The sequence below is a fragment of the Marinomonas maritima genome (assembly GCF_024435075.2).
In the GTDB taxonomy this organism is placed as follows: domain Bacteria; phylum Pseudomonadota; class Gammaproteobacteria; order Pseudomonadales; family Marinomonadaceae; genus Marinomonas; species Marinomonas maritima.
The window spans coordinates 1067505-1089185 of sequence record NZ_JAMZEG020000001.1; the positions used below are offsets into that span (position 1 = coordinate 1067505).

Below are 21681 nucleotides of genomic sequence, written 5' to 3' on the forward strand. Positions count from 1 at the left end.
AATGGAGCGGCGTTTTTTTTCATATTAACGAATTTTTACTGCCTATCTTCAAGCGTATAATCCTTAGGGACTTCAAACGCAGAGTCGTTGATCATTTCTTCAGATACAGATGTTACTTCGTAAATATAGCGAACACGCGCTTCTTTCTTCCAATCATCGGCGACACTGTCGACGACCTTGTCAGCCCCATCCTTGATTATATTGCCAAAAAAAGTAGAGGCGGCGCTGCCAATGCCTTTTGATAGATCGATTTCCTCATTTGCGCGTTTCTTTTTAGGAGCAGGGCAGGCTTCATTTTTTTGAAACCACTCTAATTTTATTGATAGAGGGTAGCCTTGAATCGTGGCAATCTTTTGGGTGATGTTATTGAATTGTGTCGTGTCTGTTTTCTCAACGTCTCCGCTAAAAGCACTGATTGCTTTGTAACCATCTTTGCCTAAAACACGCACTAAAGGATTGTTGTCGCCAACAGTATCGAGGTATTGATCGGTCGCTTTTTGATGAACCTTCCATGCACTTTGCATTTCTGCAGTCGGAGTGGTTGTCCAAAATACAAACTGCACTAGGTTTTGGTCGACTCTTCCCTGTGTATCTTTAAATTCAGTGGTCCAGGTGGCTTTATACTCTTTGGCTTGCAAACCGCTAATAGTACGCGTTTTATTGGTTGCAATGACGTCAAAGTCATTTTTATCTAGCGTAACGTTACAGCCTTTTTCTTCATACGTTTCGTATTCTTCCTCTTCGTCGTCTGATGTGGCTTGACTCTTTTCCATCAGCTTAGCAAAGGCATCGGTGCAGCCATTTAATGGGCATTCACGGTAAGACTCTTTATTGTGATCTATTTCCAATAGTAGGTTGTCTTTCATGCGAAAAATATGGGTTTTATCGTAGTTTGCCCAACGCATATAAAAGCTATCAAACTCAGCGCTTTGGTCAATAGCACGCATGTTTTCGCGAGTATAGACTGTTTGAGTGCCTTTATTATCGGGAAAATATAAGCCATTTATAGTGGATTTTGCTTTAACTACTGAAGTTAGGTGTTTTGGTGTGTTGTCTATTTGTGGCGTGGAGCAAGCCGCTAGAGCGCTCGATAGGGCAAGCGTTGTAATAGTGCGAGTTAACGTCATTTTTAATTTCCTTTAATTAATGAACTGTGCGTGATTTTACACAAAAAAAACGTGTTGATAAGCGTTAAGGAAAAGAATAAGTCGTTTGTTCAGGTGGGATGAAATGCTACGTTGATAGTAATGTCATTTGGAAATTAGTGTGTCCAAGGTGCAACATGTTAAACATTGTATATAGCTGTTATGGTGAATAACTGGCATATTTCAATGCTAATGTATTTTATATGGAGGTAAGGCTTATGTGGTTAAAAGCTTCTTGCGTGCTTGAGTTTCATACTTCCGTGCCAACACCGTTTATCTTGATGTTACGACCTCGTAGTGGCGAGCAGCAATGGATTTCACGCGAAGATTATGTATTGTCGCCGAGTGTACCAGCGGTTGAATTTACGGATTCTTTTGGGAACTTGTGCCAACGGTTGGTTGCGCCAATAGGAGACTTTTCGTTACGCACCTTGGTCCATGTTGAAACGGCAGATTATTCAGATATAGACCCAGGTGCCCCATTTATTGAAGTACCGCAATTACCTGGCGATACCTTGCCATTTTTGCTTCCTAGCCGCTACTGTGACTCAGATCGCTTTACTGACATGGCTGCGTCGATAGCAAAAGGGTATGCACCTGGTTATGACCAATGTGCGGCGATTGTTGATTATATTCGCCGAACAATAGAGTACACACCGGGCCACGGTCAGGAGACTATTAGTGCTTCTGAAGTCAATCAGCAAGGCTATGGCGTATGCCGAGATATGGCTCATTTAGGCATTGCTTGCTGTCGTGCGCTTTGCATACCCGCACGCATGGTGGTGGGGTATCTTGAAGGGCTTTACCCTATGGATTTACATGCTTGGTTTGAAGCTTACGTAGGAAATCGGTGGTATACCTTCGATCCTACTCAAACAGATCTAAAGGGTGGGCGTGTTGCGATTGCCTTTGGACGTGATGCGACCGATGTCGCTATTTACACCCAGTTTGGTGCTCCGGTTGAGCTGCTGAGTATGGATGTACAAGTTAAACAGGTACCAAAGCCGAACGACTAAGATCAAAATAGTCAACTCGGCACTTTTAAGCTGGGAGTTTTGTGTTTGAATGGGGTGAGTTTGAAGCCTGATATGCTAAAGCAGGTCGTATTCTCTATGCCCAGTTGGGCTCATTCGATATGAGACCTTTGATAAGCAATATGGTGACATCGGCTGCTCATGCAAAGGTCTCTAAAAGCATTATGTCTGAATTTGATTTCTGCCTAATTGTTTAGCGCGATACATTTTTTGGTCTATTTCTACTAAAATGCTTTCTAAAGAATGATTGTTGGTAAATTCTGATAGGCCGAGACTAATAGTAATGTTAATTTGCAAAGGAAAATTATGTAAGTGAATAGCTGAAAAGACTTTCTCTGCAATGTTTAGCGCCATCGTTTTATCTGTGTTTGGGCATACGATAACAAATTCTTCGCCACCCCATCGTCCTAATGTGTCTGTTTTATGAATCGTTGCCTTGATGGTTTGAGCAAGCCTTATTAGAACCTGATCACCCACTTCATGACCAAACGTATCATTCACATGCTTGAAGTGGTCTACATCAAACATAAGCACGCTAAAGGGATGTTGATTTTGCTCATAACTACTGACTTCGGTATGAAGTACTTCCATCATTTTACGACGGTTTGCAATCGACGTTAACTGATCGGTATGAGAAATAGTACTAAGCAGAGTGTTTTTGTCTTTTAACTCAATATTCTTCTGAATTAATGCTTTTTCAGTGAGCTTCTCAATGGCTTCAGATATTTTACCTATTTCGTTATTGGGAAACACATATTTGCCCAATTCATCTTTCCCTTCGGTAATTTCCTGTACCCTTTGTTGCAATCTTTTCAGAGGTAAAATCAGATGCCTACTTAATATATGACTCATCAACCAAGTCGTAAAAAGAGACCCTATGACTATCATCAACAAAGTTGATGTAATGGTTTTTACAATCGGTTGACGAATATCAGCCAAATTAACTTCGGTAACAACAATCCAGCCCAGCTCATCGATGCGATCAAAATGAGCCAGTTTTTTCTGATCTCCATCGTTGTAAGCAAGGCTGCCTGAGGCATTCACTTTTTCTGGTAAATGAGAAAAAATTTGTTGATGGAGTGTATCGGGGAGAGTTTCATCGGGATGAATCAGTATTTTACCCTCAGTATCCATGACAAAGTTGTATATAGTCGGATACTTTTCATCCCGAATGGCCAGTGCTTTAACAATGGAATCCATTCCAGCATCAATGGAAATAACACCTACAATCTTGTTATCTGCGTCTAAAAGTGTTTTCCCAAACGAAACCAACCACTTTTTAGAGTTAATATCTTGATAAGGTACACCTTCAGAAATTAGTGGGTTCGACTTGATTGCTGCCAGATACCAAGGGCGAACGGTGGAATTGAAACCTGCGGGTGCGGTGTAATTATTAATCAGCAAGGAACCATCTTCATAACCAGAAAAAATGTAATGTATGTTGGGTATGGTGTTTTGCAGTACCTCAAACAGACTCAGAAATTTTTCTTTTGTTTCTTGTTCACGAAAGCGACTATGATCAACACCTGAAGCAGAGCTACCAGTGTATTCAACGGCTTTGCGTAAGGGGGCAACATAGCCATCTATCAGCGTTGTGACAGACCTATTTTTGTTACGAAGCACTGATTCAGCATTATCTATACCCTGAGTATACAAAAGAGAAGCAATAGAAATACTGATAATAACAATGGTGATCAAAGCTAAAGTTGTGGTGATAGCAAAAATTTGGCGATGTAACTTTGAAAACTGTTTCATATAAAATGTTAAATAAGCTCGATTATTTGCTTCAAACACAAAGTGTTCTTTATAATGTTTTTCGATTAAAAATCGTTCGATACTGTCAAAAGGAACTCAGCTTGTCTATATATATTTCTGGTCTTAACATAACAGTAACTAATAATGTCACTCGAAAACTATAGCTCTTTACTGCCTTCAAAAGATGCGACTTTCGCAAAACATATAATACACACTTAACCTCCGGCGGCGGCCAAAATAGGTACTTTAACTACGGGGTCAAAGTCCTTTTAAAAAAGTGTTTTTAGTATCTCAATTGCTGGGAAAAAAAGGGGGGTTGACCTCCTCCCCCCCCCAAAAAAAAAATCGTCAATGGCGAAACCTCAATGTAATAACCCATTAATACCTTTCTCCTTCCTCAAACTGTTAAAACATAGAACGCTTTTAACACAATCGAGGAAAGTATCATGTCTAACAAAAAAATCTTAATGATTACGGGTGATTTTACGGAAGACTACGAAACCATGGTGCCTTTTCAGGCATTAATGAGTGTGGGTCATACGGTGCATGCTGTGTGCCCAGACAAAAAGTCTGGTGATACGGTGGCGACGGCGATTCATGATTTTGAAGGCGATCAAACTTACACTGAAAAGCCAGGCCATCGTTTCGCATTGAATGCGACTTTTGCTGATATAAAAGTCGAAGACTACGATGCGTTGGTCATTCCAGGTGGCCGAGCGCCAGAGTACCTTCGCCTTAACAAAGAGGTGATCGCGATGGTGAAACACTTCTTTGATACCGATAAGCCTGTAGCGGCAGTGTGTCATGGTGCTCAATTATTAGCGGCGGCGGGTGTGTTAGAAAATAGAAAATGCTCAGCTTACCCAGCTTGCCAGCCAGAAGTCGAACTCGCCAAAGGCCAGTTTATGGACATTCCGGTTGACCAAGCGGTAACAGACGGCAACCTTGTTACTGCGCCAGCTTGGCCTGCGCATCCGGCTTGGCTCGCTCAGTTTTATACATTGTTAGCAAAGTAATTCGTTGAAGTATAATGAATCTAATTGGGCAGGTTTAACCATTGTCATAAGACAGTAAAGCGTTAAATCTGCTTAACTTCTCTGCGTTTTTTGAGATAGACTGTTTACACTGAACAACTTTGTATTCCAAAAATAAAAATAAGTCATTCAATAGGGAAAATGAAATGTGTAAGCTTTTTGTGAACTCTGATCCAAGCCTTTGGGAAAACGTCACGCGCTCTTTGCGTATTGATGGTATGGTCACCAGTATACGATTAGAAAGTTTTTTTTGGTTTACTCTGGAAGAAATTGCACAACGAGATAAGCTGTCTTTGTCTCAAATGATCGCCAAACTCAATCACGAAGCCTTGGATGCGGGTCATAATCTGGATAACTTCACGTCTTTTCTAAGAGTTTGTGCAATGCGTTATCTGCATTTGCAAACCATCGGCATGTTACCTCATTCTCATGAGGTGAGCTTAGCGTCTCTTAATACAGATCGTATTCTTGAACAAGAAAAATACTACCTAGAGACGCATCAGTAGGGCGTTGTAAAGCTTGATTATGTTTAATGTTTGTCAGTAGTGTCTTATTGATAAATTTCTGCGGTTCCCTCCTAAAATGCAAGCCCTCTTTCCTATATAATGTACGCAATATCGTTCTTTACGACTCACACCGTTTAAGTGCTTTCTGAAATAGAGAGACTTTACACAGACAAAGACGGCACCTTATGTTTAACGCTTCATCCACTCGTTTAAATAAATACATCAGCGAAAGTGGCATTTGCTCTCGCAGAGACGCAGATCGCTTTATCGAACAAGGCAATGTTTTCATTAATGGCAAGCGTGCCAAGGTGGGAGATCAAGTAGCGGCCGGTGATACCGTAAAAGTGAATGGTCAACTGATCGAACCACAAGACGCGGATGATTTTATCTTCATTGTATTGAATAAGCCGGTTGGGATTGTCAGCACCACGGAAAGTTCTGAAAAGAACAATATCGTCGATTTTGTTAGTCATAGTGTACGAATTTTTCCGATTGGTCGCTTGGATAAAGATTCCCAAGGTTTAATCTTTTTGACCAACAATGGCGATCTTGTTAATAAGGTGCTGCGCGCCGGCAATAATCATGAGAAAGAGTATTTGGTGACGGTGAACAAGCCGATTACCGATGACTTTATAGCGGGTATGTCGGGCGGTGTTCCTATCTTGGGAACCATGACGAAAAAATGCCCTGTGACCAAGGTAACGGCGAATGTTTTTAACATTACGTTGGTACAAGGTCTTAATCGTCAAATTCGTCGGATGTGCGAGCACTTTGGTTATGACGCGGTGAAGCTGGAGCGAACACGTATTATGAACGTGAGCTTAAAAGGCATTCCTGTGGGTGAATGGCGGGACTTAACTGAAAAAGAGTTAGCGGTTTTATTAAAATCTGTTGAAGATTCTTCTTCAGAAAACAGTACACCCATAAAAAAAGCCCGTAAGGCGCCAAGAAAAACCAGTCGACCTAATGCGGATGCAAAATCCATAGCAACACCAAAGGCTAATACTAAGCATCCGAAGAAGGAAGACGGGCGAAAACCAGCGAATTCATCTAAAACGAAAGACAGACGTCCCTTTGCTGATACTAAGAAGCCAACGGGTAATGGAAAACGGCCAAGTGGTAAACCTTCAGGTGTACCAAAGGGCAACGCAAAACGCCCGACAAAAGGAAAAGGTGGTCCACAAAAGTCTTCACGTCCTTAGCTTTTACTAAAAAACGCGTTTTGAATGGCCAAAATGATGGTTAAACCGGTTTGATTATTCACAATAAGGCCACCATGGTGCCACGGTGGCCAATTGAGACTTAGTTGCCTAAAGCATTCGTTGAGGATTTTTTAGAAGCCTTTGCCGCTTTTTTCTCTTTTGCTGTTAAAAGTGGTTTCTTTTTCGCGTCTTTTTTACTGTCTTGACCCTTACTCATGATATTCACCGTCCATCATCACTGTATTAACCTAGGTTGGTTTTCGCCAACTAAGGGCTGTATTGCGTATGATTTTAATAAACATTGTCACCATAATGCGCAACACGATGAGTATGGTCTTATTCCTTAACAAGAGGAAGATATACTTAGCGAATGATGGCCGTGGAGGATTGGATTGCTCTGTTATTGTGTTGTATGGTTCAGTTTCATTATAGATTTCCACGGTATTTATCTAGATTGGGCTTAACGGATGTTGTTTTGTCTGTGTATCTCACAATTTGTTGTTTAAGTTTAAAAGTCATTAAGGGGTGTTATGTATACAGACGAAGATCTAAATTTAGCGGTTAAAAAAGGGGTCTTTACTGCAACGTCCGTTGACGAATTCCGTCACCTTATGTCGTCGTCCAATGGCACACCTTCAGTCGACGAAGAAAATTTTCGTTTAGTCGGTGGCTTTAACGATATTTTTGTCGTGATTGCTTGCGCTTTGTTGTTATTTTCTTCGCTTTGGGTACTTCAATCAATTAATGAAAGTGTAGGTTATTTGGTCTTTACTGCGTTGGCATGGGGGCTGTCAGAAGTGTTTGTGTTGCGCCGAAAAATGGCGCTTCCTGCGATTGTATTGTTGTTGGCCTTTGTCGGCGGTGTTTTTGCTTTCACGGATTCTTTATTTGCTGGGCAGTCTAGCTACGGTGTCATCCTAGCGACGGCATTATCAACCTTGGCGGCTTATCTTCATTGGCGTCGTTTTAACGTACCCATTACCGTTGCGGTCGGGACCGGAGCGGCTTTGGCTATGCTGGCCTCGGTTGTGATTAGTATTTTTCCGAATAGTGTGGGTGTTTTGATGACGACGCTATTTTTGTGTGGCTGCATTGCTTTTACTTGTGCCATGTATTGGGATGCAGCGGATACGAGTCGAACCACACGCAAATCCGATGTGGCGTTTTGGTTACACCTTTTGTCGGCGCCTTTGATTATTCATCCAGTTTTTTCAAGTCTTGGCGTGCTTGATGGAAACGAAAGCTTAATTAATATGGCGATGATTGTTCTTTTGTATGTATTTATGACCGTCATGTCTGTGGCAATTGACCGCCGCGCTTTTATGGTTTCATCTCTAATTTATGTGATTTATGCTTTGTCGAGCCTATTTGAAAGCTACGGTGGCGTTGGTTACAGTTTTGCAGTAACGGGCGTGGGAATGGGCGCATTTTTGCTGATGCTCTCAATTTATTGGCAGAAAGTTCGGGCTTTGTTTGTTTTGAACCTGCCTGAGCGTATTCAAGGTTATCTTCCCGTTATAAAAGAAAAATAGATATGCTCTGTCGAAAAGGTGCTTTCTGGCGTTGCTTAGAAGCATGTTTAGTCTAAATAAAGCAATTGAATAGAAAACCCTAGATATCAACATAAAACACCGAACTTTGTCTAGGTTCGGTTTTTTATTTGTGGTTTACAAGGAAACAATCAGCTTGCCTTTATTTTCGCCATTAAACAGTAGGTTGAGACCTTTCTGTGCGTTTTCTAATCTTTCTAAAATATGCGTGCGATATTTTAGTTCACCTTTAGCGAGCGTTCGACATCAGTGGGTGTTGGCTTGGAAAAGTTGATTACTTTTAATAAATCGTCGGTTAATTCTGTCTCAGGTCTTTTGACGAGTGTGATTGCTTTGTAGGTCATAACGAATCCTTTTAGCAAATGTGCATTTTGTATTTGAAAATTGAATCTGAGTTGTCAACTTAGTCTCTTAGATGGCTTGTTGGTTTGTCATATATATCGTGTTATATACGGAGACGTGTTTGTTTTTATTTTTGGGAAGGTATGAGTTATCCATTGTTTTATGACAGTGTAACGGCCTGTGATGAGTGCGATTTACTTCATCGTATACCGCTGCTAAAAGGTGGCGAACGTTTTAAGTGCATACGTTGTGGTCATGTTTTATTAAGTGTTCATGAGCATGCTAAAGGGCGGGTTTTTGGTACGGGCTGTTCTTCTCTTCTTATGCTCGCTTTCGCTTTGGCTTTTCCCTTTCTTGGTTTTTCTAGTAGTGGTGCTGAACGAAGTATCACCTTATTCAATATTGTTAGTGTATTGATCAATCAGGATTATTTGATATTAAGTGCGATTATTAGTTTGGCACTGTTTGTTTTTCCTATTGCCTATCTGTTAGCCGTTATTTTCCTAGTTTGGTCCTTCGGAAATCATCATGTAAGTATGGCAATAAAGCGCTATCTCATTCGTTGGGTCATTGTTATTCAGCCGTGGTTGATGGTTGATGTCTTTTTGGTCGGTACGTTGGTTGCGTTAGTGAAAATGGACAGTTTGGCAGATATTGAGTTAGGGCTGTCGTTTTGGGCCTTTTGTGCTTATGTGTTGTTGTTATTAAAAACCATTAGCTTGGTTGATCGTCGTTGGTTTTGGAATCAACTGGCTGGTCATGGACCGGATCATTTGATTGTTAAACTGCCCGTGTTGGAAAAATCAGCATTAGTAAAGCCAATAACCGCAAAACAACAGAAGCTGATTGGATGTCATTTTTGTGGTGCAACCTTGCTTGGTACTGAGTTTCACTGCAGTCGTTGCGGTCACTCGATTCACAGCCGTCGACCGCACAGTTTAATGGGTACGATTGCCTTTCTTATTGCGTCCGTGATTATGTTTATTCCCGCGAATATTTTTCCCATTATGCAGACGACCTTTTTAGGTGGAAATGAGCCCTCAACTATTATGGGTGGCGTTTTACTATTGTGGTCTTTAGGTTCGTATCCTGTGGCTTTGGTAATATTTTTAGCCAGCGTGGTGATACCTTTGGTTAAGATGCTGTCGTTAGGTTGGCTGTGTTGGCAATGTTATTACCCTACAGAGCGAGAAGCGATGCAGAAAATACGCTTGTATCGTATTACTGAGCTGGTGGGGCGCTGGTCGATGATTGATATTTTTGTCGTGGCGGTATTAACGGGCTTGGTACAAATGGGGGAGTTGATGTCTATCTTACCGGGCGCGGCGGTGTTGTCTTTTACGTCGGTCATCATTTTAACGATGTTGGCCGCCATGACATTTGATCCACGGTTATTATGGGATAAAAACGAGGGCTCAGTAGTGTCGTCGTCACAGGAGAAAAAAGAGTGATTGAAGAAAACAAGAATGTTGAAAACCTTCAACGTGTACGCTTCAACTCCATCTGGTTAGTGCCTCTTGTTGCTATTATGGTGGCCGGCTGGATGCTCTATCAAAACTGGGCGAGCCAAGGCCCCGTTATTACATTAATCGCTCCGAATGCAGAAGGGCTAGAAGCTGGCCAAACGAAATTAAAAGCTCGTAACGTAGATGTCGGAAAAGTCATTGGAATCCGTCTTAGCAATGACTACGACAATGCAATTATCATGGTGCGTATGAATAATGGTACGCAAAAAATGTTACGAGAAGACACCAAGTTTTGGGTGGTTAAACCGCGTATAGGCAGAGAAGGCGTGAGTGGCTTAGGGACGTTATTGTCGGGTGCTTATATTGATATGTCTCCCGGCGAGCAGGGTAAAGAGAGTTCAGAGTTTTCTTTGCTAAGTCAGCCACCACTGTCAACCAAAAATGAAGGGGTCCGAATTCTTCTGCAAAGTGATGACAGCGCTAAACTTAATGTCGGTTCGTTGGTGCATTTTCGTGGCTACGAGGTTGGTTATATTGAGGAAGTAGGCTTCGACACAGACACAGGGTCTATTACCTATCGAGTCGTGGTTAAGCCCCCTTATGATGCTCTAGTGAGTGATGCTGTTCAGTTCTGGATTACGCCGGGATTGTCTTTTAAAAGTTCCGTGCAAGGCTTTGAAGTAAGGCTGGACTCGTTAGAGACTTTTTTATCGGGTGGCATCTCGTTCGGGTTGGGTAAGGGCAGGGCGTCAGGTAAACCGGTTCAAGACTTAACCTCGTTCCGCTTGTTTTCTTCAAAAGAAGAGGCGAATAACAATCTTTATGATCAGACCATCGAATATGTTTTTTTGTTTGATTCGAATGTCAGTGGGCTGGCTCCGGGTGCTGATGTCAAGTTTCGCGGGGTTAGGATCGGTACTGTGTTAGACGTTCCTTTTACGGGAATGTCGATGGACACATTAACGCCCCATGAGAGACCCGTGATTCCTGTACTTGCTCGCATTGAGCCGCAACGTTTGAATGCGTGGAACGTATCGGGAGACGAGTCATTACAAAAATGGCAAGCGTTATTGGATTACCGTATTGCTCAAGGGCTTAGGGCAAGACTTGAAATCGGCAACTACCTAAATGCGGCAAAAGTGATTAGTTTGGACTTTATGGACAACCCACCGCCAATTAAACTCAAAGAGTTTGACGGGTATCTGGTGTTTCCTACCGGTCCAGATTCTTTAGCGAATATTGAGAGTAAAGTGTCAAATATGCTTGATAAGTTAGCGGATGTTCCCCTTAAAGAAACGTTTGAGCAATTAGGAAAGACAATGGGTGAGGCGAATGAAACCTTACGCCAATTACAAGCCGTCAGTAAAAGCGTTAAGCAACTCTTAGAGCAATCCGAAACGCAGGCGTTACCAGCAAATTTAGCTGAAGTGATGACGGAGTTGAGTTTAACGCTAGAAACGTATCAAGCCAATGGGCAAATTGGTCGGCCATTAAGAGAGAATATGGTGTCATTAGGTCGAGCGTTGAATGAGCTACAACCTTTGCTGCGTCAACTTCGTGAAAACCCAAATACTTTGATTTTTGATAGTAAGCCACGTTTAGATATTCAGCCGAAAGCGGCGAGGTAGTTCAAGGGAGAAAATGATGGTAATACCGTATCGTATGTTTTTGATTGTATTGATGAGCGGGATAATAACGGGTTGTGCAACGTCCGTTTCGCCAAGTCGTGAATACTTATTAATGGATGCTGATTTTCAGGAAGCACAGGTTCAATCAACTAAAGAGGCGTCTGTTCAGTTGATGCCCATTGTTGTCGCCAATTATTTGGCGGGAAATGAAATTGTGTTGGTGACAAACCAAGGGGAAGTGCATCGTTCTCAGAATAACTTATGGGCAGAATCATTGTCTTCACAGCTAACGCGTTTAACTCAGCAACGATTAGAAAAAACATTACCAAAGATTACTTGGTTTGGAGGTCAGCGATTTCCTTCTTATGCGATTGCTTTGTTGAACATAGAGGTGGATGGCTTTTATGCGGATTTGCATGGCATGATTCATATCTCTGGGCGTTGGCAGTTTATTTCAGCGGCAGGTGAATTGTCACTATCAAATACTTTCAATGTTACAGGCGAGTTGCCATCAGATGGTTATTCAACCATGGTGCAAGCATTGTCCTCCAGTTGGTTTAATCAGGTAATTGATCCTATGTCGAAAGAGATCGCAAAGTCGTTGAATAAATAAAATTTACGGTTCTTTTCTGTAACTATTTTTAAGTCTAACGATGGTCTATATATGCTCCATTCATATATTTAGGAGCATATCCTAGACACTAATTAGTGTTGATATCTAGGAAGAACATTTTTATTAAAAGTTGTTATTGAAACTAGAAAGGCCAACATGATGTTGGCCTTTCTGCTTTGTGTATACGAGTAATGGTTTAGCGTTGTTTTGCTTTTTCTTCTGCGGCCTTGATGCTTTTTTGTATCAAAGGAGAAATGGTTAGCCCTTGAACTATGATGGAGAAGATAACGACAACGTAGGTGATGATGACCATAATGTCATGTAGATCTAACCCTTCAATTTTAATTTGATTGGCTGGAATGGCCGCCGCCATAGCAAGAGCAAGCCCGCCGCGTAAACCACCCCACGTTAATATTTTCACTGAGTGCTTATCGTATTGGCGGTAGCGTTTGAAAACACGATAAGGCGTTCCAACACTGATAAAGCGAGCCAGAAGAACCACGGGGACCATAACTAAGCCTAACCCAATGAGTTCCCATGATAATGGCATGGTAACAATCAACATACCGATGATGAGGAACAACAAAGCATTTAAGAAGCTGTCTGTTGCATGCCAGAAGTCTTTTACATAACGAGTGCCATCTGGGCCGCGCCTTTTAGAGGCTTTCGCTCGTGTAATATTACCGAGAAGGATGCCGCTGGTCACCATGGCCAATGCCCCCGAAATTTCCCAGATATTGGCGAGAGCAAAACCCGCAGAAGGAATGGTCAGCGTGACCAGTAAGCGTGTATTTATATCTTTACAGTTAATGATGACAAAGTGGCCAACAACGGCGATGACAAGACCAAATACGATACCGCCAATGGCATCAACTAAAAATAGCTCAGCAATTTCCTGGAAATTGGCCTCTGTGCCATAAAAAGCGACTGCAAATATGGTGGTGAAAATAACCAAACCAACACCATCGTTGAAGAGCGACTCTCCTTCGACTTGAATCGAGATGCCTTGCGGTGCACTCATCTGTTTAATGATCGCCAATACAGCAATCGGGTCGGTAGGGCTGATCAACGCACCGAAAAGCAAGCAGTAGATGAAGGGTACAGGAAAGTTTAATAGAGCGAACAGATAGAAGCTTAAATAGCCAACAATAAAAGTAGAAACCAGAGTGGAGAATAACACCAAAATGGTGATTTCCCATCGTTGGCGTTTTAACGCAGCGAGATCGATTTCTAACGCACCAGCAAACAGTAGAAAGCCTAACATGCCTTTTAGCAGTAGCTGGTTAAAGTCTATACCAGCAACGACTTGAGTAATGAATAATGCGGTTTCATCGCCAAGCATTTTAACCGCAAGAATCAGCAGCAAGGAGATGACGACCGATCCTGTTGTGATGGCGATTGTCGTTTGCATTTTGAGAATGTATTGGTTGGTAAAAGCGATGAAAACAGCTAATGCCGATAGAAAACAGATGAGGTACCAAGCGTTCATTCGAGAGCCTTAACATTTATCAATAAGATTAGAATCATAAAAGGGTGCATGGGGGAATGCTGAGGCAGTATGTTATCCCTAGAGTTTGTCACTGTCACTGTTTTCACTGTACAAAAAGTGATCCTGAGGCGTTTAGAAGTAAAAAAGTAGAAATCTTGCTTTTATTGATATTTTTCACGCTTAAATTTTTGTAATTAAGTTACAAAACCTAACCAATTGGTTGGAATATAATGAAGCAAACTCCCAAGGAGAGTATAATGCAGCGCCATTAAAGTACGTGAAACTTAGTGACATTTTTAGGAGTAGATTTATGGCAACACCTTCCCAACACGATTTACGTAATGACTTCCGAGCATTGTTAGCAAGTGATAAATGTTATTACACGGCATCGACATTTGATCCTATGTCGGCTCGTATTGCTGAAGATCTTGGCTTTGAAGTGGGGATTTTAGGTGGCTCTGTCGCATCGCTTCAGGTGTTGGCGGCGCCAGATTTTGCTCTGATCACGTTAAGTGAGTTCACAGAACAAGCAACTCGAATTGGTCGTGTCGCGCGTTTGCCGATTATTGCCGATGCAGATCACGGCTACGGTAATGCATTGAATGTGATGCGTACCATTGTCGAACTTGAGCGTGCTGGTGTGGCGGCGTTGACGATAGAAGATACCTTATTGCCAGCAAAATACGGCCATAAATCGACGGATTTAATTCCGGTTGAAGAAGCCGTCGGTAAATTGAAGGCCGCCTTAGAAGCCCGTATCGACCCTATTATGAGCATTATTGCTCGTACCAATGCGGGTCAGTTGACGACGGAAGAAGCCATAGTCCGTGTCAAAGCTTATCAAGCGGTAGGGGTTGATGGTATTTGTATGGTCGGCATTCGTGATTTTGCGCATCTAGAAGAGATTACACAACACATTACCATCCCTGTTATGTTGGTGGCTTATGATAATCCTGAGCTACGAGACAGAGAACGTCTTGCTGCGAATGGCGTGCGTATTGTGGTAAATGGTCATGCCGCGTATTTTGCAGCCATTAAAGCAACTTACGATTGTTTGCGTGAGCAACGTGGTATCGCAGAGGGGACGTTAGATGCGTCTGAACTATCGACTCGCTACTCTACGTTAGAAGAAAATAGAGTGTGGGCAAATAAGTACATGGATGTGCAAGAATAAGTATTATTGAGTGATCTTGTGTGCGCTTCGCGTTTAATCAATACAGATAATTGACCTAATTACTGATAGCAGATAGACCACTAAAAAAGCCAACATTGTGTTGGCTTTTTTAGTTTAAAGAGTGATAAAAGACGCTAACCTAGTTGTTCTAATTGCACGTAGCTGTTACGTAGCCAGACCTTCATGCGTTGACGCTCAGCAATGTTCATAATGCCTTTATCGTTTGCGACGGCCCAAAAGCTGCTGTTATTAAAATCAATTTTTTGCGTTAACTTACTTTGCAGTTTTGGCAGCTCAATGATCAAGGCTTCCCGATCAACGGCTTTCTTATAAATATCTGACTTTTTAAACCGAGAAAAATCTGTGCCTCGGCCGAGGTTTTGTACCACGACAAAATCTACGGAAGGTTGAGTATAACGCTCTAACAAAGCGTCTAATAGAGCGACAGAGTCTGCACCATCATCCATTACATGCCAAAGACAAACTTGGTAGCCCATTTCATCTAACAACCCAAACACATCTGTTTCTTCAATCCACTTGCCTAATGGCTGCGCTGCCTGCGCTGCTAGATCAATGATCAAATCACGATCAGGGTATTCTTCAATGGCGGCCAGCATGCCGTCTAAGCTGTCTTCCTCACCAATTAAAATGGGAGAGGCAAACTCACTGTAAAAACGCGAAAAGGTACTGTGCGAGCTGTCACAATCAAAGCCTAAGAATGGCTGATCATTATCAATATAGAATTGAGCTAAGACGCGGGCCGTCATAGATTTCCCGACACCGCCTTTTTCACCACCTACGAAATGTACCTTACCCATTTAGATATCCTCATCAAAACTGAACGTAGCCGTGTTTAAAAGGGCTTTCTGAAAGAATCTTTTCTTACAAAAGACACTGTATCAAGATTTTGTGAAAAAGCATGATATTTCCATGTCAAAAGTGATAGAAAAAAGAATTAACGGGTTAATTTTATAGAAAGTTGAAAGGCTTTACTATTCGACGAAATAAATCAGTGCTAGGGTAGGATGCTACAAATTGTTCATTATAAGGATTATTTTATGGAGATTTTTGCTTTTTTAGTCATTGGTGCGTTAGCGGGTTGGTTGGCGGGTCAGTTTGTAAAAGGGGCTGGTTTTGGTTTAGTGGGTAATATCGTGATCGGGGTAGTAGGCTCTTTTGTTGGCGGGTTTACGTTTCAGCTCCTTGGTTTGTATTCGGGCAGTTTTTTAGGGTCTTTACTCACGGCAACCGTAGGTGCGATTATTTTGCTTTACGTGGTTCGGTTGGCTAAATCGTCTTAAGCTTATTCATGAATAAAACTTTATTTTATACTCAAAAGCCTGCAATTTATGCAGGCTTTTTTAGTTTTACTATCTTGCTCAAAACTAGATTAACTCTAGTTCTTCCATAACGCGGCGAATGGTTGCTTTTGTACTGTCTTGCAATGGCACCATAGGCAAACGGCATTCATCGCTGCATAACCCTAATAATGACATGGCGTATTTTGGTCCAGCAGGGTTGGGTTCAATGAAAAGGGCATTTTGTAAGGCAAACAGTTTGTCTTGCAGTTGCGCTGCCTCGACGTATTTTCCTTCACGGCATAGGCGCTGTAATTCTACAATCTGTCTTGGTGCCACGTTAGATGTGACAGAAATACAACCTGCGCCGCCACCAACATTATAAGCAACCGCTGTAATGTCGTCTCCACTCAAGAAATTGAATGGTTTGTTGATTAATGCACGTTCACGAATAGGTCGAGTTAGGTCACCTGTCGCATCTTTGACACCGATGATTCTTGGCAATTCTGCAAGTCGAGCCAGTGTACCCACTTCCAAACCGACGACCGCGCGTGGAGGGATATTGTAAAGAATGATCGGTAGTTTGCTGTTGTCGTGCACGTATTTGAAGTGTTCATAGAGGCCAGTTTGATTTGGACGATTGTAATAGCCCGCAACATGTAAAGTAGCGTCTGCGCCTGCTTGATACGCGTATTCAGAGTAATTCACCGCTTCAACAGGGTTGTTTGAGCCCGCGCCAGCCAGCACAGGAACCGCTTTATTGGTTTCTTGTACTGTGATTTCAATCACGCGTTTGTGTTCATTTTCGCTTAAGGTTGGAGACTCTCCTGTAGTACCAACAGGAACAAGACCATTGATACCTTGATCGATTTGCCAGCGAACAATATTACGTAAAGCGTCTTCGTCTAGTTGCCCATGACGGAACGGAGTGATTAATGCAGTGATTGCGCCGTAAAACATATTTTTGCCTTATTTAGGCCGGTACGCATTCTGCTGAAGAAGAGATAAACCGTCAGCGAGAATGCTGCCGGGGGAGTTGTTTGAATCTTAATTCCACACGTCAGCGCTGCAAAGCTTTTTAGCCTTACGTTTATCGCCTTTGTGTTTATTTAAGACACTGTTATACATAAAATAATAGAGATTCTGTGTTTAATTGATTTTTTATACTGGCTTTTTTTTTATTAAAGGTCAATACACATAAGTGTTTTTTATTTGACTGTTTTTTAGCTAAGGTGGGTTCGTTTTTTGGAGCGAGATTCGATAATATAGCCGCATAATTTAACGTCGCTCCGACGTCAATAATACTATTAAATAGAGTGATAAATATGGATCTAACCACTTGGCTTTCTTTAGTTGCCGTTTGCGTTATGGGGGCTATTTCCCCTGGACCAAGCTTAGCTGTTATTCTTCGAGTCTCAGTCTCTCAGTCGCCGTTACATGGTGTATTGGCGGCCATCACGCATGGTTTGGGGATCGGTTTCTGGGCCTTTCTAACCTTGCAGGGGCTCGCGATATTGATGGCTAAACATCAAGATCTATTTTCTGTATTGACCGTTCTAGGGGGAGTGTATCTTGCTTGGTTAGGGCTGAAAGCATGGCGTTATGCTGGGCAGGGGAAAGAAATTAATGTAGAGGGTGTTAGATCTTCTTATTGGGATTCTGCTCGTGATGGTTTAATGATTGCAGTTTTGAACCCTAAGATTGCCTTATTTTTCTTGGCTTTATTCAGTCAGCTGATTCCTACTAATATGGATGTTTTGATTAAATTCCAGTTATGGGCGACGGTCGTAGTGATAGACAGTGGTTGGTATATTATTGTCGCTCTGTTATTAGCTGGTGGTCCGGTGTTGTCTTGGTTGCGACGTCATACTGTTTGGGTGGATAGAAGTATGGGAGGAATATTGATGTTGCTTGGCTTAAAAGTTGTCATAGGTGCTTTTTTTCTATCGTAAAAAACGCTCATTTTGAGCGTTTTTTGTCCATCTAGGTTGATTGTCAGTTTTCCATTCTGTATGTCTTTGGGGTGAGAAAAAAGAACATTATCAATGACGTTTAGACCTTTTTGCATTACGGTGCGAACTAGGCCGTATGTTACTAAACGTCATTCAGAGTATATATAAAATTTATATATACTCTGAATGAGCTATAAAAAACATTTACTCCTTATTAAAAATAAAGTCTTCTGTTTCAAGTAGTTGCTTGGTCCAAAGGTCATAAGCTTTATGATTCAAGTGTAACTTATCACCTTCAAATAGGTTTTCTTTTATTTCCCCATGCTTGTCTAATAGCGTGGAAAATAAGTCAAGATATTGAGTGTTAGGTCGAGTTTTTGCTAATCGAGCCAATTGAATATTGGTTTTTTCGATTGTGCTGCGCATTTTGATGCGAGCAGGGCTGCATTTTATACTGATCAAGGTCACTGGGATGCCCGGTAGATGGCGATCTATTTTTTGTAGTAACTCAATATACAGTTCGATTACTTTGTTGCTATCACAGTGGTTGCCGATGTCGTTATCACCAGCATAAATGACCAAAGATCGTGGTTTGTGCGGTAAAATAATGCGCTCAAAATAGTACACACAAGCTTCTAATGTGGCGCCTCCGAAACCTAGGTTGATTCCGTCTTTATCGCGGAAATGCCGAGCAAAATCACTCCACAAACGCATGGTTGATGAACCGTAAAAAGCAACAGGCTGTTCTTTATATTCTTGGTAGGCCAAATGGAATTCGAGTTCTCGTACGTCTGATTCAAACTCTACGTCAATTTGATTTAAGCTCATGACATTGGACCGATAGCCATTTTTGCCACTGAATATCGGGTATTGATGTATTTCTCTAGACAGTTCAACGGCTTCATTTACATAGACTTTGTATTCTTCTTGATAAGCCGCTAAGAATTTATTTAAGGCTTTTTTATCCGTGTAATCGACTCTGCTAGAGAGTTTGAATGCGCGTTTTATAATGACGGTATAAATATTATGGTCAGCTCGTTGATCAAAGTTAGCCACAACAATAGGAACGATCCAGGGTTCTTCGCTACCCATCGAACCTGCTAGTTCAAAGGCATGAGGTAGAAACGCACCGGGCGATTGGTGAGTGCCAAAGCTTTTTCCCTCTGGAGAAATCATCAACGGGAAGTTCTGACGTAAAGTATCTTGAGAGTGTTTGATAAAGTCATCGTACTCTGGGGTACCTGTGGCAAGGTCTTCCCAGCTATTGATAAATATATTACCAAATCTTCCATAGAAGTCATCACGCCAGAATTCACTTTCTTTACTGCGACGGATGACTCGTTGTCCAGAAACACCGTATTCATTATCAATGACCATGGAACCAATAAATTGAGCATCCATAGAAAAACGGAAGCCATTAGGTAAACGATTGGTCGCAGAACCTAATAGATGGTTGTAAATGAACAGAGAGCCGGCTTTCTTAGGTAAGTTTTCTAGTCCTTTAATGACATAAGGTACTTGCTGGAAAGCTTGTTTAAACAATTCTGTGCCTAAGCGTCTTGCGTCCAATACGGACGTTTCTTTAGGTAAGCTGTTTATGGTGTCGTAGACATTTTGCAAGTGACGATAAAATGCATTTTCACGTTGTAAGTCTTTTAAAATATCTAAGCACATACCAGCAATGGTTCTTTCGAGTACACAACCGAAATGCAAACACTTATAGAGAACACCAAATGCTTCGTCGGTTGTGATGGCGCTTTTAAGCAACTCATTGACTTTATAAAGGGGTGAGCTTACAGGTAAAAGTGCCGCATTTTGTTCTATCACATTACTGACTGCGAGTGCTTCATCATTGGCTATTTGTGACAGGTAGCGCATTCTGGCTGATAATAAATGAGTGCCAACTAACCAAATGAGTCGATATAAGTATTTAACCGATATTTTAGGATTTTCATTGAAAACCTCTAGTAAATCATCTTGGCTTATAAATAAGACGCTGCTGTCTCTAGAGGAAATGATCGATGTACGGTTTTTTAATGTGGTGTTTTGAGTTGTCCAAGCCAGTACCGTACCGGCGCGAGAAATGGAGCGTGTGGTAATAATATCCCCAGAGTCGGTTTGATAACTAACGACCACTTTGCCTTTAATAAGTAAGTAAAGACCGTTCGTAGGCTGATCTTGTTGACAAAGTATATCGCCCTGATGTGCCAGTAAGATGGACGATTTTTTAGCGAGAGTGTGTATTTCTGCTTGCGTAAATGTTTCGCAAAAAGGCGCATAATTCAGCAGACTAATTGCATCTTTTAGCGCTTGAGCCTGTGTTTCATAATTAATCAGCGGACGAGTTTCTTCAAATGCCAGAGATTCATTAGAAAAGAAAGGGCGTGTCTGGTTTTGAACATTAGTGAGGACCGGCAACGACTCTTCATAAACGAATTGTAGGAACTGATTTGCGAAGGGGAGGTTGGCATCGAGTATTTTTTGTAATTCAACAATGGGCCACATGAGCAATGTAGACGATTTTGTAGCCGTAAAAGTTGTGGCGTAGCGTGAAGGGTGTCGAAAAGCAGACCAGCCAATAGGCGACAGTATGTTATTGATTAGGCCAACACTATAGGACTTTCCTGTCTCTTGTAATGGTACGGAAATACCAATTTCACCTTCTAAAAGGAAATAAATACACTGGCCAATTTCAAATTGCTTTGCTAACACCTCTCCCGCTTTTAATTTTTTAATACACGCGAGATCGGTTAGGGATGACGTTAATTCTGTATCGACATCCACCATAAAAGGGAAAGCGTTAATCTGTTTTGTTACGTCCATCTTTGTATGCCTCAAATCTGTATTGCCCTAGTTAGGGCGTTTGATCGTTACCGTCTCGCCTATCAGTGCATAATCGTTGCCACCTAATCGTGCGAGAGGGTTTAATTTGTTGTTGTCGATGACAATGCGATCTTCGCTTTGACTCATAATGTCATCATCAATATGTACACTGAGTATTTCTAAGTAGCAGGCTTCTAAAGAAGATTTGCCCAATTTATGTATGTCGTACAATCGACAATGTAGTGCGACCTTTGCTTCTGCAATACGTGGCAAGGTATCAACGAATGGCAGCAGTGATAACTTTGCTTTTGATAGCTCAGATTCTCCGTAGTCTAGATTAGCTGCACTGTCATTAACTGCATGGATAAGATCGCCACTGGGAATATGCAAAACACATTCCTTTTCACGTATTAGGTTGTATTTCGTATCTTTGGCTGTTGTATCGGTCTTGTTTCCGATAGAGATGACCAGTAAGGCAGGGTCAGAAGATAGGGGCGCAAAATACGAAAAAGGCGCGAGATTAAAGCTCTCATTGTCATTTTTGGTCATGACCCAAGCAATAGGGCGCGGTGTAATAGTTTGAGTGATCAGGTGATAGCGTTGATTGCCGCTTAGTTGATCAAACTGAAAACGCATAGACTTCCCCGAGGTTATGAAACATTACTTGTTA

The 21681-nt window shown here is 41.7% G+C and carries 18 protein-coding genes; 11 read left to right on the forward strand and 7 right to left on the reverse strand.

Annotation, left to right across the window (positions count from 1 at the left end; genetic code table 11):
• Positions 1-35: 35 nt before the first annotated feature.
• Positions 36-1127, reverse strand: a complete 1092-nt coding sequence (locus tag M3I01_RS05115) for a hypothetical protein (RefSeq protein ID WP_255894519.1) — start codon at positions 1125-1127, stop codon at positions 36-38.
• A 236-nt stretch (positions 1128-1363) separates the two neighbouring features.
• Between M3I01_RS05115 and M3I01_RS05120 the strand changes: the two genes are divergently transcribed.
• On the forward strand, positions 1364-2161 hold the full coding sequence (locus tag M3I01_RS05120; protein ID WP_255894526.1) for a transglutaminase family protein: 798 nt from the start codon (positions 1364-1366) through the stop codon (positions 2159-2161).
• 180 nt (positions 2162-2341) lie between these two features.
• Here M3I01_RS05120 and M3I01_RS05125 read toward each other — a convergent pair whose 3' ends face one another.
• Positions 2342-3973 (reverse strand): sensor domain-containing diguanylate cyclase, encoded by a 1632-nt coding sequence (locus M3I01_RS05125; protein ID WP_255894527.1) that lies wholly within the window; start codon positions 3971-3973, stop codon positions 2342-2344.
• 407 nt (positions 3974-4380) lie between these two features.
• On the opposite strand from M3I01_RS05125, the gene M3I01_RS05130 reads away from it, so the two are divergent.
• From M3I01_RS05130 to M3I01_RS05160, 7 genes are all read left to right on the forward strand, one after another.
• Positions 4381-4950 carry a DJ-1/PfpI family protein gene (locus M3I01_RS05130; RefSeq protein WP_255894528.1) on the forward strand — a complete coding sequence of 190 codons (570 nt, stop codon included), beginning with the start codon at positions 4381-4383 and terminating at the stop codon, positions 4948-4950.
• A 164-nt stretch (positions 4951-5114) separates the two neighbouring features.
• Positions 5115-5474: a ribbon-helix-helix domain-containing protein gene (locus tag M3I01_RS05135; RefSeq protein ID WP_112139850.1), complete on the forward strand. Its 360-nt coding sequence runs from the start codon at positions 5115-5117 to the stop codon at positions 5472-5474.
• A gap of 185 nt (positions 5475-5659) precedes the next feature.
• The gene (gene rluF, locus M3I01_RS05140; protein ID WP_255894530.1) at positions 5660-6676 is read left to right on the forward strand and encodes a 23S rRNA pseudouridine(2604) synthase RluF; all 1017 of its coding nucleotides are present in this window, start codon (positions 5660-5662) and stop codon (positions 6674-6676) included.
• Between the two features lie 530 nt (positions 6677-7206).
• Positions 7207-8208 carry a hypothetical protein gene (locus tag M3I01_RS05145; protein WP_255894531.1) on the forward strand — a complete coding sequence of 334 codons (1002 nt, stop codon included), beginning with the start codon at positions 7207-7209 and terminating at the stop codon, positions 8206-8208.
• A 503-nt stretch (positions 8209-8711) separates the two neighbouring features.
• A complete protein-coding gene (locus M3I01_RS05150) occupies positions 8712-10019 on the forward strand; it encodes a PqiA/YebS family transporter subunit (RefSeq protein ID WP_255894534.1) in 1308 nt (435 codons plus the stop codon).
• Complete coding sequence (gene pqiB / locus M3I01_RS05155) at positions 10016-11662, forward strand: intermembrane transport protein PqiB (RefSeq protein ID WP_275564952.1); 1647 nt, start codon at positions 10016-10018, stop codon at positions 11660-11662. Before M3I01_RS05150 ends, pqiB begins: the two co-directional genes overlap by 4 nt.
• 13 nt (positions 11663-11675) lie before the next feature.
• Complete coding sequence (locus tag M3I01_RS05160) at positions 11676-12275, forward strand: PqiC family protein (RefSeq protein ID WP_255894538.1); 600 nt, start codon at positions 11676-11678, stop codon at positions 12273-12275.
• A 196-nt stretch (positions 12276-12471) separates the two neighbouring features.
• Here M3I01_RS05160 and M3I01_RS05165 read toward each other — a convergent pair whose 3' ends face one another.
• Positions 12472-13764, reverse strand: a complete 1293-nt coding sequence (locus M3I01_RS05165) for a cation:proton antiporter (protein ID WP_255894539.1) — start codon at positions 13762-13764, stop codon at positions 12472-12474.
• Positions 13765-14074: 310 nt separating this feature from the next.
• Here M3I01_RS05165 and M3I01_RS05170 point away from each other — a divergent pair, with 310 nt between their 5' ends.
• Positions 14075-14938: an isocitrate lyase/PEP mutase family protein gene (locus M3I01_RS05170; protein WP_255894541.1), complete on the forward strand. Its 864-nt coding sequence runs from the start codon at positions 14075-14077 to the stop codon at positions 14936-14938.
• Positions 14939-15072: 134 nt separating this feature from the next.
• On the opposite strand, the gene M3I01_RS05175 is transcribed toward M3I01_RS05170, so the two are convergent.
• The gene (locus M3I01_RS05175) at positions 15073-15756 is read right to left on the reverse strand and encodes a P-loop NTPase family protein (protein WP_255894542.1); all 684 of its coding nucleotides are present in this window, start codon (positions 15754-15756) and stop codon (positions 15073-15075) included.
• Between the two features lie 240 nt (positions 15757-15996).
• Between M3I01_RS05175 and M3I01_RS05180 the strand changes: the two genes are divergently transcribed.
• Positions 15997-16239: a GlsB/YeaQ/YmgE family stress response membrane protein gene (locus tag M3I01_RS05180; RefSeq protein WP_112139831.1), complete on the forward strand. Its 243-nt coding sequence runs from the start codon at positions 15997-15999 to the stop codon at positions 16237-16239.
• Between the two features lie 84 nt (positions 16240-16323).
• On the opposite strand, the gene dapA is transcribed toward M3I01_RS05180, so the two are convergent.
• Positions 16324-17196 carry a 4-hydroxy-tetrahydrodipicolinate synthase gene (dapA, locus tag M3I01_RS05185; RefSeq protein WP_255894543.1) on the reverse strand — a complete coding sequence of 291 codons (873 nt, stop codon included), beginning with the start codon at positions 17194-17196 and terminating at the stop codon, positions 16324-16326.
• Positions 17197-17561: 365 nt separating this feature from the next.
• On the opposite strand from dapA, the gene M3I01_RS05190 reads away from it, so the two are divergent.
• Complete coding sequence (locus tag M3I01_RS05190; protein ID WP_112139827.1) at positions 17562-18188, forward strand: LysE family translocator; 627 nt, start codon at positions 17562-17564, stop codon at positions 18186-18188.
• A 204-nt stretch (positions 18189-18392) separates the two neighbouring features.
• On the opposite strand, the gene M3I01_RS05195 is transcribed toward M3I01_RS05190, so the two are convergent.
• The gene (locus tag M3I01_RS05195; RefSeq protein ID WP_255894544.1) at positions 18393-21011 is read right to left on the reverse strand and encodes a cyclic nucleotide-binding domain-containing protein; all 2619 of its coding nucleotides are present in this window, start codon (positions 21009-21011) and stop codon (positions 18393-18395) included.
• A gap of 27 nt (positions 21012-21038) precedes the next feature.
• Positions 21039-21647, reverse strand: coding sequence for a flavin reductase family protein (locus M3I01_RS05200; protein ID WP_255894545.1), 609 nt, complete (start codon positions 21645-21647; stop codon positions 21039-21041).
• Positions 21648-21681 lie beyond the last annotated feature (34 nt).

What these genes read in the sequence shown, in the direction of transcription:
- M3I01_RS05115 (WP_255894519.1), bottom strand. Translation starts at nt 1,127, where the DNA reads ATGACGTTAACTCGCACTATTACAACGCTTGCCCTATCGAGCGCTCTA.
- M3I01_RS05120 (WP_255894526.1), top strand. Translation starts at nt 1,364, where the DNA reads ATGTGGTTAAAAGCTTCTTGCGTGCTTGAGTTTCATACTTCCGTGCCA.
- M3I01_RS05130 (WP_255894528.1), top strand. Translation starts at nt 4,381, where the DNA reads ATGTCTAACAAAAAAATCTTAATGATTACGGGTGATTTTACGGAAGAC.
- M3I01_RS05135 (WP_112139850.1), top strand. Translation starts at nt 5,115, where the DNA reads ATGTGTAAGCTTTTTGTGAACTCTGATCCAAGCCTTTGGGAAAACGTC.
- rluF (WP_255894530.1), top strand. Translation starts at nt 5,660, where the DNA reads ATGTTTAACGCTTCATCCACTCGTTTAAATAAATACATCAGCGAAAGT.
- M3I01_RS05145 (WP_255894531.1), top strand. Translation starts at nt 7,207, where the DNA reads ATGTATACAGACGAAGATCTAAATTTAGCGGTTAAAAAAGGGGTCTTT.
- M3I01_RS05150 (WP_255894534.1), top strand. Translation starts at nt 8,712, where the DNA reads ATGAGTTATCCATTGTTTTATGACAGTGTAACGGCCTGTGATGAGTGC.
- M3I01_RS05160 (WP_255894538.1), top strand. Translation starts at nt 11,676, where the DNA reads ATGATGGTAATACCGTATCGTATGTTTTTGATTGTATTGATGAGCGGG.
- M3I01_RS05165 (WP_255894539.1), bottom strand. Translation starts at nt 13,764, where the DNA reads ATGAACGCTTGGTACCTCATCTGTTTTCTATCGGCATTAGCTGTTTTC.
- M3I01_RS05170 (WP_255894541.1), top strand. Translation starts at nt 14,075, where the DNA reads ATGGCAACACCTTCCCAACACGATTTACGTAATGACTTCCGAGCATTG.
- M3I01_RS05175 (WP_255894542.1), bottom strand. Translation starts at nt 15,756, where the DNA reads ATGGGTAAGGTACATTTCGTAGGTGGTGAAAAAGGCGGTGTCGGGAAA.
- M3I01_RS05180 (WP_112139831.1), top strand. Translation starts at nt 15,997, where the DNA reads ATGGAGATTTTTGCTTTTTTAGTCATTGGTGCGTTAGCGGGTTGGTTG.
- dapA (WP_255894543.1), bottom strand. Translation starts at nt 17,196, where the DNA reads ATGTTTTACGGCGCAATCACTGCATTAATCACTCCGTTCCGTCATGGG.
- M3I01_RS05190 (WP_112139827.1), top strand. Translation starts at nt 17,562, where the DNA reads ATGGATCTAACCACTTGGCTTTCTTTAGTTGCCGTTTGCGTTATGGGG.
- M3I01_RS05195 (WP_255894544.1), bottom strand. Translation starts at nt 21,011, where the DNA reads ATGGACGTAACAAAACAGATTAACGCTTTCCCTTTTATGGTGGATGTC.
- M3I01_RS05200 (WP_255894545.1), bottom strand. Translation starts at nt 21,647, where the DNA reads ATGCGTTTTCAGTTTGATCAACTAAGCGGCAATCAACGCTATCACCTG.